Here is a 14,645-nt window from a genome sequence, read left to right as displayed (position 1 = left end):
GAAGACTCCTGAACTCAGTGATGGCCGCCTTCGAGATAGGCGGCGCGCACGTCCGGATCGGCGAGCAGCTCCTTGCCGGTGCCGCTCATCGTCACATTGCCGTTGACCATGACATAGCCGCGCGTGGCGAGCTTCAGCGCACCGAAGGCGTTCTGCTCGACCAGGAACACGGTCAGCCCCTGCGTGCGGTTCAACTCGCGGATGGCGTCGAATATCTGCTTGACGATCAGCGGCGCCAGGCCCAGCGACGGCTCGTCGAGCAGGAGCAGCTTTGGCCGCGCCATCAGCGCCCGTCCGATCGACAGCATCTGCTGTTCGCCGCCCGACAGCGTGCCGCCGCGCTGGGCAATGCGTTCCTTCAGGCGCGGAAACAGCGTGAACACCTTCTCGACGTCCTCGTCGTAATGCTTGAGGTTGTCGAGGCTGGCGCCCATCTGCAGGTTTTCCATCACCGTCATGCGCGGGAAGATGCGCCGGCCCTCCGGCGACTGGGCGATGCGCATGCGCGCGATCTCATGGGTCGGCAACTGGGTGATGTCGGTGCCGGCGAAGGTGATTGTGCCCGCCCGCGCCCGTGGAGCACCAAAAATGGTCATCATCAGCGTCGACTTGCCAGCGCCATTGGCGCCGATCAGCGCCACGATCTCGCCCTGCTTGACGGTGACATCGACGCCGTTCAGCGCCCTGATGTTACCGTAGTAGGTCTGAACGCCCTTGATATCGAGCAGCGTTGTGCCGGCCATTATTTGCGCCCTCCGCGCCGGTTGGTGACGCCCGGTGTCTTCGACTTCACCGCAGCCTTGGTGGTCGGCTTTGCCGTGGAGGATTTCGCGCCAGCAGGTTTCGCCTTCGGTTTGGTTTTGGTCGGCGATGCGGGCTTAGCTGCGGCACCCGACCTTGAATCGACCTGCCCGGCCTTCGAGGCGCCCCTCGACACCGTGACACGTTCGCCCTCGCTATGGCCAACCGTATCGGTCACCGGTCCGGCGAGAAAAGAAGATGACGTGCCCGGGCCATGCGCCGAATCCGGACCCGTATCCAGCTGCTCGATGACGTCTTCGTCGCCGACCTCGGTCAGCACCGTCTCGACCTCCTCGTCCTCGACGCCGAGATAGGCGGCGATGACACGCGGGTCGGTGCGTACCGCCTGCGGGCTGCCGTCCGAGATCTTGCGCCCGTATTCGAGCACCACGACATGGTCGGAAATCTGCATGACCACCGCCATATCGTGCTCGATCAGCAGGATCGAGGTGCCGGTATTGTCCTTGATGTCCATCAGGAGCTCGTTGAGCGCCATTGATTCTTTCGGATTGAGGCCGGCGGCCGGTTCGTCGAGGCAGAGCAGTTCCGGCCCCGTGCACATGGCCCGCGCGATCTCCAGGCGCCGTTGTGCGCCGTAGGGCAGATCGCCGGCCGGATCGTCGGCTCGATCGACGAGATTGGCCTTCTCCAGCCAGTGCCGGGCCAAATCGATCGACTCGGCCGACGCTGTCCGGTAGCCGCTGAAGCCGAACAGGCCGAGGACGGTATAGCCGGACGCCTTCATCAGCTTGTTGTGCTGCGCCACCAGCAGGTTCTCCAGCAGCGTCATGCCCGAGAACAGACGGATGTTCTGGAAGGTGCGCGCCACCTTGGCGCGCGCCGGGATCTCATGATTGGGCAAGCGTTCGAGCAGATAGCTCGAGCCGTCGCGCCGATTGAGCGTGAGCATGCCTTCCGACGGTTTGTAGAAACCGGTAATACAGTTGAACACGGTGGTCTTGCCGGCGCCGTTCGGTCCGATCAGCGCGGTGATCTCGCCGCGCCTGGCCTGGAAGGACAGGTCGCCGATGGCAACGAGGCCGCCGAACTTCATCGACAGATGCTCGACCTGCAGGATGGCATCGTTCATGGAAAGGCTCGCATCAGTCATCAGCCGTGGCCTTCCTTGGTGAAGGAGCCGGACACGGCCCTGCGCTCCTTGAGGAAGGCTGTCGGTTCACGACTGCCGACGAAGCCGCGCGGCTTCCAAACCATGACAATGACCATGGCCATGCCGAACAGCAGCATGCGGTAGAGTTCCGGAGTGAAATCTGGACCGAAGACCTGCTTCAGGAAATCGAGTTCGCGCAGCGCCTCGGTGCCGCCGATCATCACCATGGCGGCGACGGCAATGCCGACCAGCGAGCCCATGCCGCCAAGCACGACGATGGCCAGGATGATCGCTGATTCCAGGAAGATGAAGGATTCGGGGCTGACGAAGCCTTGCCGCGCGGCGAAGAACGAGCCGGCAAATCCGCCGAACATGGCGCCGGTGGCAAAGGCGGTGAGCTTGGTGGTGGTGGTGTTGATGCCGAGCGAGCGGCAGGCGATCTCGTCCTCGCGCAGCGCCTCCCAGGCGCGGCCGACGGGCATGCGCCTCAGCCTGATGGTGACGAAGGCGGTGAGCAGGCAGAGACCGAGGATCAGGTAGTAGAGGAAGATTTTGTAGTAGGCGCCCGACTGGGCGATGTCGAGCACCTTGGCAATATAGTTCGGATCCGAGACGTTGAACGACATCAGCCCGAAGAACGAAACTTTCGGGATACCGGAAATGCCGGCCGAGCCGTTGGTCACCTCGCGCCAGTTGATCAGCACGAGACGAATGATCTCGCCGAAGGCCAGCGTCACGATCGCCAGATAGTCGCCGCGCAGGCGCAGCACCGGAAAGCCCAAAAGCACGCCCCAGAAGGCGGCCATGGCGCCGGCGGCCGGCAGCAGGATCCAGAACGACAGACCAAAATGCGTACCGAGCAGCGCATAGGCATAGGCGCCGACGGCGTAGAAGGCGACATAGCCGAGGTCGAGCAGACCGGCGAGGCCAACGACGATATTCAGCCCCCACGCCAGCATCACATAGATCAAGATCTGGATGCCGAAATTGTCGACCCATTTCAGCGAGCCCTGAAAGCCGCCCACCACCGATCCGCTGTACAGCGCAAGCACCAGCACGACGATGACAGGATAGATCGCCAGTGCGGCGATGCCCAATACCGAGAAGTGGGCATGGATGAAGCTGCGGAAATAGAACAGCACCGAGGCGAGGGCGTAGATGATCGCCAGCGCTCGCGCAAACCGAGCATAACCGGCAAGGCTCGGCCCCAGCAAACTATCGAGGAAGCCGGCCAGAAGAGCCAGTACGGCAATAATCAAGACGGCCGCGATGAAATACGGCAACCGGAAGAACCGCGTCGCCACGGTGTCCGGCAACAGGCCGGTGGCGATGTCGGCGATCTTCTGCTTGGCCAGGAAGGGCTGGCCATAGGCGATATAGACAAACCGTCCGACCATGGTCAGCACAACCACGGCAAGGAGAAGCCACCAGCGCTGTACGAGGATCAGTTCGTTCGAGATGTTCTGATCGGTCTTCAGGCCGATGAACAGCACGAACAGGCCGAGCACGATGGCGCCGGCATAAAGCGCCTCGCGCGTGGCGCGCTGCACAGGGGTGGCGACGATGTCGCGCTCCGGAGATGCGGTGACGGCCATGATCTCAGACCTTTTCGACTTCTGGCCGGCCCAGAATGCCGGAAGGCAGGAAGATCAGCACGATCGCCAAGATCGAGAAGGCGGCGACGTCCTTGTAGTCGATCGAGAAATAGGCCGACCACATGCTCTCGATGAAGCCGATCATCAGCCCGCCGAGCACGGCGCCGGGCAGCGAGCCGATGCCGCCGAGCACTGCCGCCGTGAACGCCTTCACGCCAGGTGTGAAACCGTCGGAGAAGGCGATGACGCCGTAATACATCAGGAACAGCGTCCCGGCGACGGCGGCAAGGGCTGCGCCCATGACGAAGGTAATCGAGATGGTGCGGTCGACGTCGATGCCGAGCAGCGCAGCCATCTTGCGGTCCTGCTCGCAGGCTCTTTGTGCTCGACCAAGCGACGTCCTGTTGACCAGGTACCAGAACAGCGCCAGCAGCAGCGCGGTGACCACGACGATGATGATCTGCTTCAGCGACACGCTGATGCCCTCGATATTGTAGACCTTGGACACCATCGGCGGGATCGGCTTGTTGCGCGGCCCTTGCGTCACTTGGACGAAGTTGGACAGTGCGATCGACATGCCGATCGCGGTGATCAGCGGCGCCAGCCGGAACGAACCGCGCAAGGGCCGGTAGGCCACCTTTTCGATCGTCCAATTATACAGACTGGTCAGCAGCATCGCGACGATCATCATGACCAGGAGCGCGATCACCACCGGGACCGAATAGAACAGCGCACCTAGGATGAGAAACACGATGAGGGCGGTGAAGGCGCCGATCATGAAGATGTCGCCATGGGCGAAATTGATCATGCCGATGATGCCGTAGACCATCGTGTAGCCGATCGCTATCAGCCCATAGATCGATCCCAGCGTCAGCCCGTTGATAAGCTGCTGGACAAAATACTGCATGCTGTCGTGGCTCCCCTGGAATGTCGCCCATGCAGACGCATTCCTTTTCGTATTTCCCCTAGTCGTAAAGTTTCGAGCCCGGATTGCAACGTGATTTTTCAATCGTCATGCGTGATTTTGAAGCACGTTATCGGATTGCCCGTTCTTTTCCCTTCCAGCCCCTGGACTATCGCGGACCCTATCATTGGCATAACGCAATGTCTTTGACGATTCGGCGTCAAGGTGCACCTCCTTTCGAAGGAATCGCCGTCAAAATAAGTTGATGAGCAGGATCGTTGCGTCGCCAAAGCGATCGATCTTAGCGTTCCCTTTGTTTCCCTAGGGTCAGGATCCCCGCTATTTGACGACGAATCCGTGCGCGAACGGATCGCGGTCGTCGATGAAGATCGTGTTCAAGCCGGTCATGCGCGCCCAGCCGCCGATCGAGGGAATGATCGCTGGATTGCCCGCTACCGTGACTTCCTTTTCGACCCTGCCCTTGAACAGCGAGCCGATGATCGATTCATGAATGAAGTCGTCGCCGGCGCTGAGCCTGCCCTTGGCGTGAAGCTGCGCCATCCGCGCCGAGGTGCCCGTGCCGCAAGGCGAGCGGTCGATCGCCTTGTCGCCATAGAAGACGGCGTTGCGGGCGTGCGCTCGGCTGTCGGTCGGCGCGCCCGTCCAAAGCATATGCGACAGCCGGTCGATGCCGGGATTCTCGGGATGCACGAAGGAGTACTTCTCGTTGAGCCGCTGCCGCACCACCGGGCTCCAGGCGATCAGATCTCCGGCGGAATGGTCGGCCATGTCGCGATAGTTCTTCTGCGGCTCGACGATGGCGTAGAAATTGCCGCCATAGGCGACATCGACGCTGATCTCGCCGAGCTGCGGACATTCGACCGTCAGACCCTCGGCATGGAGGAAGGACGGCACGTTGGTGATGCGCACCTCCTCGACATGGTCGCCGACCTGCTTGTACTCGGCGATGACGAGGCCGGCCGGCGTGTCCAGCTTGAGCGAACCCGGCGTCTTCGGCTTGATCAGCCCGTGCTCGACGGCCATCGTCACCGTGCCGATGGTGCCGTGGCCGCACATCGGCAGGCAGCCCGAGGTTTCGATGAACAGAATGGCGATGTCGCAATCGGGCCTTGTCGGCGGATAGAGGATCGAGCCCGACATCACGTCATGGCCGCGCGGCTCGAACATCAGCCCGGTGCGGATCCAGTCATAGTCGGCCAGGAAATGCGCCCGCCGCTCCATCATCGTCGCCCCCTGGAGCAGCGGTTCGCCGCCGGCGACGAGCCGCACCGGATTGCCGCAGGTGTGGCCGTCGATACAGAAGAAGGAATGGCGCGCCATGTTTGGACCTTATCGGAAACGGTTCGGAGAAAAGGCGGAAAGATCAAGCGCGGGATTTTGCCCGAGAATGAGATCGCGGATCAAGCATCCGGTGGCGGCTGCCTGGGTCAGGCCGAGATGGCCGTGGCCGAAGGCATAGGCTATGCTGCCGGCCTGCCTGGCGCCACCGATCACCGGCAGCGAATCCGGCAGCGACGGCCGGAACCCCATCCATTCGTGGCCGCCGGCCGGATCAAGCCCCGGCAGGAATCTTTGTGCCTTGTCGAGCAGCGCTTTCGATCTGTTATAGTTGGGCGGTCGCTCAATGCCGCCGAGTTCGACCGCGCCGCCGACGCGCACGCCGGTTTCAAGCGGAGTGATGACGAAGCCATGCCCGGAAAAGATCAGTTGCCGCTTCACGTCGAAGGCGGTCTTCGGCAGGGTCGTGTTGTAGCCGCGCTCGGTTTCGAGCGGGATGCGGTCGCCGAGATGTCTCGCCAGCAGATGCGACCACGCGCCGGCGGCGATTACGAGGCGTTTTGCCTGCCGCACCATGCCGTCGGCCAGCATCAGCGTCGCGCCATCCTGCCCCGCTTCGACACGGTCGATGTTGGCCTGTTCGAAACGCGCGCCGTTCTTCTCGGCAAAGGCCCAGATCTCCTTGCCCAATAATTTCGGGTCCGTAACGGTCTTCCATCCCGGCACGAAAGTGCCCCTGACGAAGCGCGGTGACAGGCCCGGCTGCAAGGCGGCGACAGCATCATCGCCTTCGACATGGCTGAAGCCGATGCCGAACCGCTGCCTGGCCGCCCAGCCGGGCAACGACGCCTTGAACTCGGCCTCGCTTTCGTAAAGTTCAAGCGAGCCATCCTCGCGCAGCATGTTTCCGGTGCCCGAGCGCGCCATCAGCCCGGCCCATTCGACTTCGGCAAGCCGCATCATCCCGGCCTGCGCCACGAGGCTGGCCTCGTAACGGTCGCTTCGACCGGCTCGCCAGAAGCGGACGAGCCAGGGCAACAGCTTCGGCAGGTAGGCAGGCGGGATGCTGAGCGGGCCGAGCGGGTCGGCAAGCCATTTCGGCAGATGCCTGATCATGCCCTTGTGGGCCAGCGGCAGCACATCGGAAAAGGCCAGGGCCGCGGCATTGCCGGAACTTGTTTCCTCGCAAATGCCCGTCCGATCGAAGACGGTGACGTCGCGCCCCGCCTCGGCCAGATAGGCGGCGACACAGATGCCGATGATACCGCCGCCGACAATGGCGATGTCCAACATTTGGTCTGGCGCCGTCACGACCGCATTTCTCCGGTGTTGAGGGACTTTGTCATCAACGGGTTTTTTCGGTCGGGCCGGACGGCCACCCAGCCGAGGCATTGATAGAACCCCTCTGCCTCCTTGGCGGCGTTGACTTCAAGCTTCTCCAAACCAAAGCGGCGCGCATAGCTCTCGACTTGCTGCATAAGAATCCGGCCCAGGCCGCGCCGCTGCAAATTCGGTTCGATGGTGACAAGCCTGACAATGCCGAGGCGTGGACCGGCAATGTCCAGTCTGGCAGTCCCTACCGGCGCGCCATCGTGCATGAGGAGCAGCGGATGATTGCCCGCAAGACGGTCATCAGGATGCCGCTCGTCATAACCATCCAAGCCCCGGCCGTCCCAAAGAACGCGCTTGCGAATACCGTGATATGCCGCCCAGTCTCCATCGCTTTCGACGCGCTTGAGATGGATCCGAGACGGCATATGACGTTCCTCAGAACTGCGGCAGCTTCGGCCTCACCGCCAGCGCATCCCTCACGATCTTCTCGACCGCCTTGCGGCGCTCGCCCGACAGCGGCTGGCGCGGCATGCGCACGCGGTCGTTGGTGTCGATGGCAAGAACCTCGGCGAGCTTGATGTTCTGCACCAGATAGGTCGACACGTCGAGGTCGAGCAGCGGCCGGAACCAGCGGTAGATGCTCAGCGCTTCCTCGCGGCGGCCCTGCTTCATCAGCTGGTAGATGGCGACGGTCTCGCGGGGGAATGCGGTGACCAAGCCGGCCACCCAGCCGATGGCGCCGACCGACAATGCCTCGAACGCCAGATTGTCGACGCCGGTGAACAGGTCGTAGCGGTCGCCGAAGCGGTTGATGATCTCGGTCGAGCGGCGGATGTCGTCGGAGGATTCCTTGATGGCGACGAAGCGCTTGTCCGAGGCCAGCTCCTCCATCTGGTCGACGGTGACGTCGACGCGGTAGGCAAGCCGGTTGGAATAGATCATGACGGGCAGGTCGCCTGCCTCGGCGACGGCCCGCAGCGCGGCGACCGTCTCCTCCGCATTGGTGTGGTAGATCGGGCTCGGCACCACCATCAGCCCGTTGGCGCCCTCCTTGGCGGCGCGGCGCGCGATCGCCGCCGCCTCGCGTGTGCCGGGCTCATTGACCGTCAGCAGAACCGGCTTGTTGCCGGCGATCTTCTGCGCGGTCTTCAGCACGTCGATCTTCTCGTCATGCGAGAGCATCGGCCCTTCGCCGAGCGAGCCGCAGACGATGATGCCATCGCAGCCGGCCTCCATCTGCAGCGCAAAACAGCGCTCCATCTCGGCGTGGTCGAGATGGTCGTTCTCGGTGAATTTGGTCGTGACGGCGGGAAAAACTCCGGTCCACATAATGGTCGCTCCATCTGATATATCAGTGGTATATTTGTTGAGAAACGCGCTGTCAATGCAGATTCCACTATGATATATCAAAAATATATCAGGAGCACCTCCATTGATATCCACCAAAGATACCATCGAACCCCAGCCGGTCGCGGCGAGAGCCTACCGCGTGCTCGAGCACATGATCGTGACGCTCGAACTGGCGCCCGCGAGCTTCGTGACCGAGGGCGCGCTGATCGACAGGCTCGGGCTCGGTCGGACGCCGGTGCGCGAGGCGATCCAGCGGCTGGCGTGGGAGGGACTACTCGATGTCCGGCCCCGCGCCGGCATCGCCATTGCCCCGCTTCATCCCGGCGACTGGCTGCGCGTCCTCGACGCGCGGCGCGGCATCGAGGTGGTTCTGGCCCGCTCGGCCGCCCGCTTCGTCACCCGTGAGGCCGCCGACCTATTCCACGATGCGGCACTGGCCATGCAGAAGGCGGTGATATCAGGCAATGTGCTGGCCTTCATTCAGGCCGACAAGGCGCTCGACGAAGCGCTGGCGCTGGCTGCCGACAACCCCTTCGCCGCGCGGCTGGCGGCTCCCTTGCAGACCCATAGCCGCCGCTTCTGGTTCCGCTACAAGGCCGATACCGGGCTCGCCGAATCGGCCGAGCACCACGTCGCGCTGATCCGCTCGATTCTTGCGGGCGACGAAGACGCTGCCGGCAAGGACGCCAAGCGCCTGATGACGCTGCTGCGAGGCCATGCCGAGGCGGCCGCCACGCGCTGAGACCGCTCATCCGATCAATGCGTCCTGACCGTCATGCGTCCTGGTCGGATGGGATCACCACGTTTTCCCAATGTTCGCCGGCCGCGACGATGCAGCTTCTGCCGGCGACATCGGTGACGATGATCGTCCAAGTTCCGGTCTCGGCAACAAAAACTTCCATGATCGCCATATGGCCGATCAGCCTATGTTCAACGCAATATTGATATTGGGCGCTTGCGGCGTTCGTAGCCAGCACCAATGCGCCAGCAAAAACCAGGGTTTTCACCCAATCCAACAGCGATTTGCGTGCCATAGGGCACCTCCTTTGCCATCACGTCCGGCAAAGGGAGACGCCTCATTTTGCCGGAACGATCCAGGCCGGTTCCGACGTCATCATCATCGCGTCGTCCTTTCTGCGTTCCGGTCTGTCATAAGGGGGGGAACGATGCCATATGTTCCCACTATGTTCCGAATATGGTGTCGGCAACGATAGAACGCAAGCAGGCGCCCGCTGGGGGCGCCTCTCGATCCGTTTCAAGGTCGTCACCGAGAATCGCGGCCCGCGCGCGGCCCTGCCGAGGCGACTGCCACCCGCCAGGCGGCTCAGGTGCCTGGCAGCGCTGCTGTCGTCACCGCGCTCTCCCAGCCTTCACCAACCGAAACCACGCAGCTTTGGCCGCGTGTGTCGCTGGCGAGGATGGTCCAGGTGCCTTGATCGGAAACGAAGACTTCAACAATCACATTCGGATTGACGACGCCGAGCGCGGCCGGATTTTCCCGAAACTTCTCGCCGAGCGCCTTGATCATGTCTGCGCGTGCCGCGCATTGTTCGGTCGCTGTTGCCGAGGCGGCTGAGAACGCGACAATCGCCGCGCAACATATCGACATGATAAGACGTGTCATCTGACACCTCCTTGCGCCGGCCGATGCCCCCGAAACTGTCGCCAGCGCCGCTGTTTGATCTACCGTGCTTGGTTCGCGGCAGAAGATTGCAAATTAAGGCTTCTGCTGCCTGCCTGGTTCCATCACATTAGCGTTCATGCAGATACGGGGCGAGACCGGCCAACAAAAAAAGCCCGGTTTCCAGCCGGGCCGTTTTCGCCTTTACTCTTAAATCGGGCTTCTTAAATCGCCCGGCTAATTCATCGTCGGGATGACGAATTCGGCGCCGTCCTTGACACCGGACGGCCAGCGCGAGGTCACCGTCTTGGTCTTGGTATAGAAGCGGAACGCGTCCGGCCCGTGCTGGTTGAGGTCGCCGAAGGAGGAGGCTTTCCAGCCGCCGAACGTGTAGTAGGCGATCGGCACCGGGATCGGCACGTTGACGCCGACCATGCCAACCTGAACCCTTGAGGCGAAATCACGGGCTGCATCGCCGTCGCGGGTGAAGATGGCGACGCCGTTGCCCATTTCGTGGTCGTTGGCGAGCTTGATCGCGTTCTCGTAAGTCGGCGCACGCACCACCGAGAGCACCGGCCCAAAGATCTCTTCCTTGTAGATGCGCATGTCGGCGGTCACGTTATCGAACAGGCAGCCGCCCATATAATAGCCGTTCTCGTAGCCCTGCATGGAAAAGCCGCGCCCGTCGACGACCAGCTTGGCGCCTTCCTTAACGCCGGTGTCGACATAGCCCTTGACCCGCTCCAGCGCCTGCGCCGTCACCAGCGGGCCGAAATCGGCGGACGAATCCGTCGACGGGCCGACCTTCAGGCTTTCGACACGCGGCACCAGCTTTTCCATCAGCCGGTTGGCGGTATCGTTGCCGACCGGGACAGCCACCGAGATCGCCATGCAGCGCTCGCCGGCCGAGCCGTAGCCGGCGCCGATCAGCGCGTCGACGGTCTGGTCCATATCCGCGTCGGGCATGATGATCATGTGGTTCTTGGCGCCGCCGAAGCACTGCACGCGCTTGCCGGCTGCGCAGCCGCGCGAATAGATGTACTGGGCGATCGGCGTCGAGCCGACGAAGCCGATGGCCTTGATGTCAGGATCGTCGAGGATGGCATCGACCACGTCCTTGTCGCCATTGACGACGTTGAGGATGCCTGCCGGCAGGCCGGCTTCGATGAACAACTCGGCGATGCGCATCGGCACGCCGGGGTCGCGTTCGGACGGCTTGAGGATGAAGGCGTTGCCGCAGGCGATGGCCGGCGCGATTTTCCACAGCGGGATCATCGCCGGAAAATTGAACGGCGTGATGCCGGCGACGACGCCGAGCGGCTGGCGCATCGAATAGACGTCGATACCGGGGCCGGCGCCGTCGGTGAACTCGCCCTTCATCATATGCGGCGCGCCGATGCAGACCTCGACCACTTCCAGGCCGCGCTGGATGTCGCCCTTGGCGTCGGCGATGGTCTTGCCGTGTTCGCGCGCCAGAATGTCGGCCAGCGCGTCATAGTCCCTGGCGACCAGCTCGAGGAACTTCATCAGCACGCGCACGCGCCGCTGCGGATTGGTCGCCGCCCAGCCGGGCTGCGCCGCCTTGGCGTTTTCCACCGCCGCACGCAATTCCGCCTGCGAAGCCAGCGCCACCGTGCCGCGCACGGTGCCGTCCATCGGCTGCAGAACGTCCTGCTTGCGGCCGCTGGTTCCAGCGACACGCTTGCCGCCGATGAAATGACCGTATTCGATCATGGTTTCTCTCCCTGGGTTTGTGATGGGGCATTGTCCGCCTTTGCGCGGCCGATGGCAACGCGAGCGAAAACGCAACCATTGTGCACAAAATAGACAGCGATCGGCGCCTGTGCATCAATTCCCGCAAATGATAGGCTGCGGACGGATAGTTACAAGGATTGAGAGATTGAGTTCCTTCACACCCCCCTCTGTCCTGCCGGAGACCTCCCCCGCAGGGGGTGAGATCGACAGCGTCGCTGCCGGCGCACCCTTTTCTGCGCTGAAGATTTGCGAAAGCGGCGGTGACATACAATCTCCCCCCTTGCGGGGGATATGTCCGGCAGGACAGAGGAGGGCGGGCGCGAACGCGGCGCTCGTTACTAAAACGGACCGTTCCCATGAACTGGGATGACGTCCGCATCTTTCTGGCGGTGGCGCGTGCCGGCCAGATTCTCGGCGCGGCCAAGCGGCTGGAGCTTAACCACGCTACCGTCTCGCGTCGCGTCGCCGCACTCGAGGATGCGCTGCGCACAAAGCTCTTTCGCCGATTGACCACCGGCAGCGAGCTGACGCCGGCAGGCGAGCGGTTCCTCGACATCGCCGAGCGCATGGAAGGCGACATGATCGCCGCGCGCTCGACCGTGGCGGGCGAAGGCGACGATGTGTCCGGCACCGTGCGTATCGGCGCGCCTGATGGTTTCGGCGTCGCCTTCCTGGCCAAGCGCCTCGGCGCACTGACGGCGCTTCACCGCGAACTCACCATCCAGCTGGTGCCGGTGCCGCGTTCCTTCTCGCTGTCCAGGCGCGAAGCCGACATCGCCATCACGGTGGAGCGGCCGACCGAAGGCAGGCTGGTTGCAGGAAAGCTTGTCGACTACACGCTCGGCCTGTTCGCTTCCCGCGCCTATGCCGAGGCGAACGGCCTGCCCGAGACGGCCGCGGAGCTTGGCCGGCATACGCTCATCGGCTACGTGCCGGACCTGATCGTCAGCCCCTCTCTCGACTATGCGGCCGAATTCAGCGCCGACTGGCGCACCAGCTTTGCCATCTCTTCGGCACTCGGCCAGGCCGAAGCGGTGCGCTCGGGCGCCGGCATCGGCATCCTGCACACCTTCGTCGCCCGTTCGATACCGGAATTGGTGGCTGTCGACATCGTCGCGCCTATTCGCCGCGCCTACTGGCTGGTCTATCACGAATCGGTCAGGCCACTACGCCGCGTCCAGATCGTCGCGAGTTTCATCACCAAGGCGGTTGAACGGGAACGGGGATTGTTCGTCTGACGAGATTCATCCGACGCGCTTGAGTTGTAGTCGTCCTCGAAACCGCTGCGCAGTTGGCAAGTTTCTCACCGCGCTCGAGGGAGAGGGCTGGGTGAAGGAAGGTCTTCTGATCCTACCTGGCATATCGCTCCGGCCCGAGGTCGCGGACATCGATGTCCGGCACCCGGCTGGAGATGATGTCAGCCAGGACCTTGGCCGAGCCGCAGGCCATGGTCCAGCCGAGCGTGCCATGGCCGGTGTTGAGGTAGAGGTTGGAGTACTCGGTGCGGCCGATCAACGGCGGCCCGTCCGGCGTCATCGGCCGCAACCCGCACCAGAAGGTCGCCGACTGCATGTCGCCGCTGCCTGGAAAAAGGTCGCCGACCGAATGTTCGAGCGTGTCGCGCCGCGATTCATGCAGCCTCAGGTCGAAGCCGGAGATCTCCGCCGTGCCACCGACCCGAATGCGGTCGCCGAGCCTGGTGATCGCCACCTTGTAGGTCTCGTCCATCACCGTCGACACCGGTGCTGCGGCAGCATCCTTGATCGGCACGGTGATCGAATAGCCCTTGACCGGGTAGACCGGTATGGACCGTTTCAGCATACGCATGAACTTGGCCGAATAGCTGCCCATCGCCATCACATAGGCGTCGGCAGCCTTCCAGCCCTTGTTCGTATCGATGCTCGCGATACTGTTGCGCTTGCGCATGATGCGCCTGATCGACACGTCGTATTCGAAGGTGACGCCGCGCGCCACGCAGAGCTCGGCCAGACGGTCGGTGAACATCTTGCAGTCGCCGGTTTCGTCGCCCGGCAGCCGCAGGCCGCCGACGATTTTCTCGCGCACCTCCGACAGCCCCGGCTCGGTCGCGATGCAGCCGTCGGGATCGAGGATCTCGTAGGGAACGCCATATGTCTTCAGCACCTCGACATCGCCGGCTGTGCCGTCGAGCTGCTGTTGCGTGCGAAAAAGCTGCAGCGTCCCCTTGGTACGCTCGTCATAGGCGATGCCGGTCGCCTCGCGCAGCGCCTTCAGCATCTCGCGGCTGTATTCGGCCAACGGCACCATGCGCGCCTTGTTCACCGCATAGCGCTCGGCCGTGCAGTTGCGCAGCATCTTGACCAGCCATATCCACATATAGGGATCGAGAGTCGGCCGCAGCGCCAGCGGGCCATGCTTCATCAACAGCCATTTGATCGCCTTCAGCGGAACGCCGGGACCGGCCCAGGGCGACGCGTAACCGGGCGAGATCTCGCCCGCATTGGCAAAGCTGGTTTCCAGCGCCGGGCCCTTCTGGCGGTCGATCACCGTCACTTCATGGCCGGCCTCGGCAAGATAATAAGCGGTGGTGACCCCGATGACGCCGCCGCCCAGCACGAAGATCTTCATCGCACAACTCTCCACAACAACGTCTTGTCAGGCTCTACAGCGCCGCGTCTTTTCAGACGCGCAAAGGACGCTGTAGCATTTTCATGTCGCGCATGATCCTCGATCGAAAATCGGATTCGATTTTCGTGTTCATGTGCTGAGCCAGGGTCACCATCGCCATCTGTCTTGCCGGATTTTGCGGCGTCCGCCAAGTGCCGAGCATGTCACCCAAAGCATGCCCTCGGACTTGATCCGGGGTGCGCAGCGGTTCTGGCATGACGATATGCGTAA

15 protein-coding genes are annotated in these 14,645 nt (G+C 62.9%); 2 read left to right on the top strand and 13 right to left on the bottom strand.

All coding sequences use genetic code 11. The features are described from left to right. Positions 1-14 precede the first annotated feature (14 nt). From AC0NID_RS07980 to AC0NID_RS07945, 8 genes are all read right to left on the bottom strand, one after another. Positions 15-743 carry an ABC transporter ATP-binding protein gene (locus AC0NID_RS07980; protein ID WP_029348958.1) on the bottom strand — a complete coding sequence of 243 codons (729 nt, stop codon included), beginning with the start codon at positions 741-743 and terminating at the stop codon, positions 15-17. Further along, the gene (locus AC0NID_RS07975; RefSeq protein ID WP_473452453.1) at positions 743-1,912 is read right to left on the bottom strand and encodes an ABC transporter ATP-binding protein; all 1,170 of its coding nucleotides are present in this window, start codon (positions 1,910-1,912) and stop codon (positions 743-745) included. The genes AC0NID_RS07980 and AC0NID_RS07975 overlap by 1 nt, the downstream gene beginning before the upstream one ends. Next, entirely contained in the window at positions 1,912-3,507 is a 1,596-nt protein-coding gene (livM, locus tag AC0NID_RS07970; RefSeq protein ID WP_473452451.1) for a high-affinity branched-chain amino acid ABC transporter permease LivM, read from the bottom strand. The genes AC0NID_RS07975 and livM overlap by 1 nt, the downstream gene beginning before the upstream one ends. A 4-nt stretch (positions 3,508-3,511) precedes the next feature. Then, positions 3,512-4,414, bottom strand: a complete 903-nt coding sequence (locus AC0NID_RS07965) for a branched-chain amino acid ABC transporter permease (protein WP_126035574.1) — start codon at positions 4,412-4,414, stop codon at positions 3,512-3,514. 336 nt (positions 4,415-4,750) lie between these two features. After that, entirely contained in the window at positions 4,751-5,752 is a 1,002-nt protein-coding gene (locus AC0NID_RS07960; RefSeq protein WP_473452449.1) for a 4-hydroxyproline epimerase, read from the bottom strand. A gap of 9 nt (positions 5,753-5,761) precedes the next feature. Continuing rightward, positions 5,762-7,003 (bottom strand): NAD(P)/FAD-dependent oxidoreductase, encoded by a 1,242-nt coding sequence (locus AC0NID_RS07955; RefSeq protein WP_473452672.1) that lies wholly within the window; start codon positions 7,001-7,003, stop codon positions 5,762-5,764. Positions 7,004-7,017: 14 nt separating this feature from the next. Beyond that, positions 7,018-7,467 (bottom strand): GNAT family N-acetyltransferase, encoded by a 450-nt coding sequence (locus AC0NID_RS07950; protein WP_473452447.1) that lies wholly within the window; start codon positions 7,465-7,467, stop codon positions 7,018-7,020. Positions 7,468-7,477: 10 nt separating this feature from the next. Next, positions 7,478-8,371: a dihydrodipicolinate synthase family protein gene (locus tag AC0NID_RS07945; protein ID WP_473452445.1), complete on the bottom strand. Its 894-nt coding sequence runs from the start codon at positions 8,369-8,371 to the stop codon at positions 7,478-7,480. Between the two features lie 172 nt (positions 8,372-8,543). On the opposite strand from AC0NID_RS07945, the gene AC0NID_RS07940 reads away from it, so the two are divergent. Further along, positions 8,544-9,134 (top strand): GntR family transcriptional regulator, encoded by a 591-nt coding sequence (locus tag AC0NID_RS07940; RefSeq protein WP_473452668.1) that lies wholly within the window; start codon positions 8,544-8,546, stop codon positions 9,132-9,134. A gap of 31 nt (positions 9,135-9,165) precedes the next feature. Here AC0NID_RS07940 and AC0NID_RS07935 read toward each other — a convergent pair whose 3' ends face one another. The 3 genes from AC0NID_RS07935 to AC0NID_RS07925 form a co-directional block, all read right to left on the bottom strand. Next, a complete protein-coding gene (locus AC0NID_RS07935) occupies positions 9,166-9,426 on the bottom strand; it encodes a hypothetical protein (RefSeq protein ID WP_473452443.1) in 261 nt (86 codons plus the stop codon). Positions 9,427-9,716: 290 nt separating this feature from the next. Then, positions 9,717-10,016, bottom strand: a complete 300-nt coding sequence (locus AC0NID_RS07930) for a hypothetical protein (protein ID WP_473452441.1) — start codon at positions 10,014-10,016, stop codon at positions 9,717-9,719. A gap of 234 nt (positions 10,017-10,250) precedes the next feature. Continuing rightward, positions 10,251-11,747, bottom strand: coding sequence for a CoA-acylating methylmalonate-semialdehyde dehydrogenase (locus AC0NID_RS07925; RefSeq protein WP_473452439.1), 1,497 nt, complete (start codon positions 11,745-11,747; stop codon positions 10,251-10,253). A gap of 377 nt (positions 11,748-12,124) precedes the next feature. On the opposite strand from AC0NID_RS07925, the gene AC0NID_RS07920 reads away from it, so the two are divergent. Beyond that, on the top strand, positions 12,125-13,006 hold the full coding sequence (locus tag AC0NID_RS07920) for a LysR family transcriptional regulator (RefSeq protein WP_473452437.1): 882 nt from the start codon (positions 12,125-12,127) through the stop codon (positions 13,004-13,006). Between the two features lie 112 nt (positions 13,007-13,118). Here the strand turns inward: AC0NID_RS07920 and AC0NID_RS07915 are convergent, their stop codons facing one another. Both AC0NID_RS07915 and AC0NID_RS07910 read right to left on the bottom strand, forming a co-directional pair. Further along, entirely contained in the window at positions 13,119-14,375 is a 1,257-nt protein-coding gene (locus AC0NID_RS07915; protein WP_473452435.1) for a D-amino acid dehydrogenase, read from the bottom strand. Between the two features lie 52 nt (positions 14,376-14,427). Then, a complete protein-coding gene (locus tag AC0NID_RS07910) occupies positions 14,428-14,631 on the bottom strand; it encodes a hypothetical protein (protein ID WP_473452433.1) in 204 nt (67 codons plus the stop codon). Positions 14,632-14,645: the final 14 nt, after the last annotated feature.

The sequence above is a fragment of the Mesorhizobium sp. WSM4821 genome, assembly GCF_055901555.1.
This window is presented reverse-complemented; position numbering and strand designations above follow the sequence as displayed.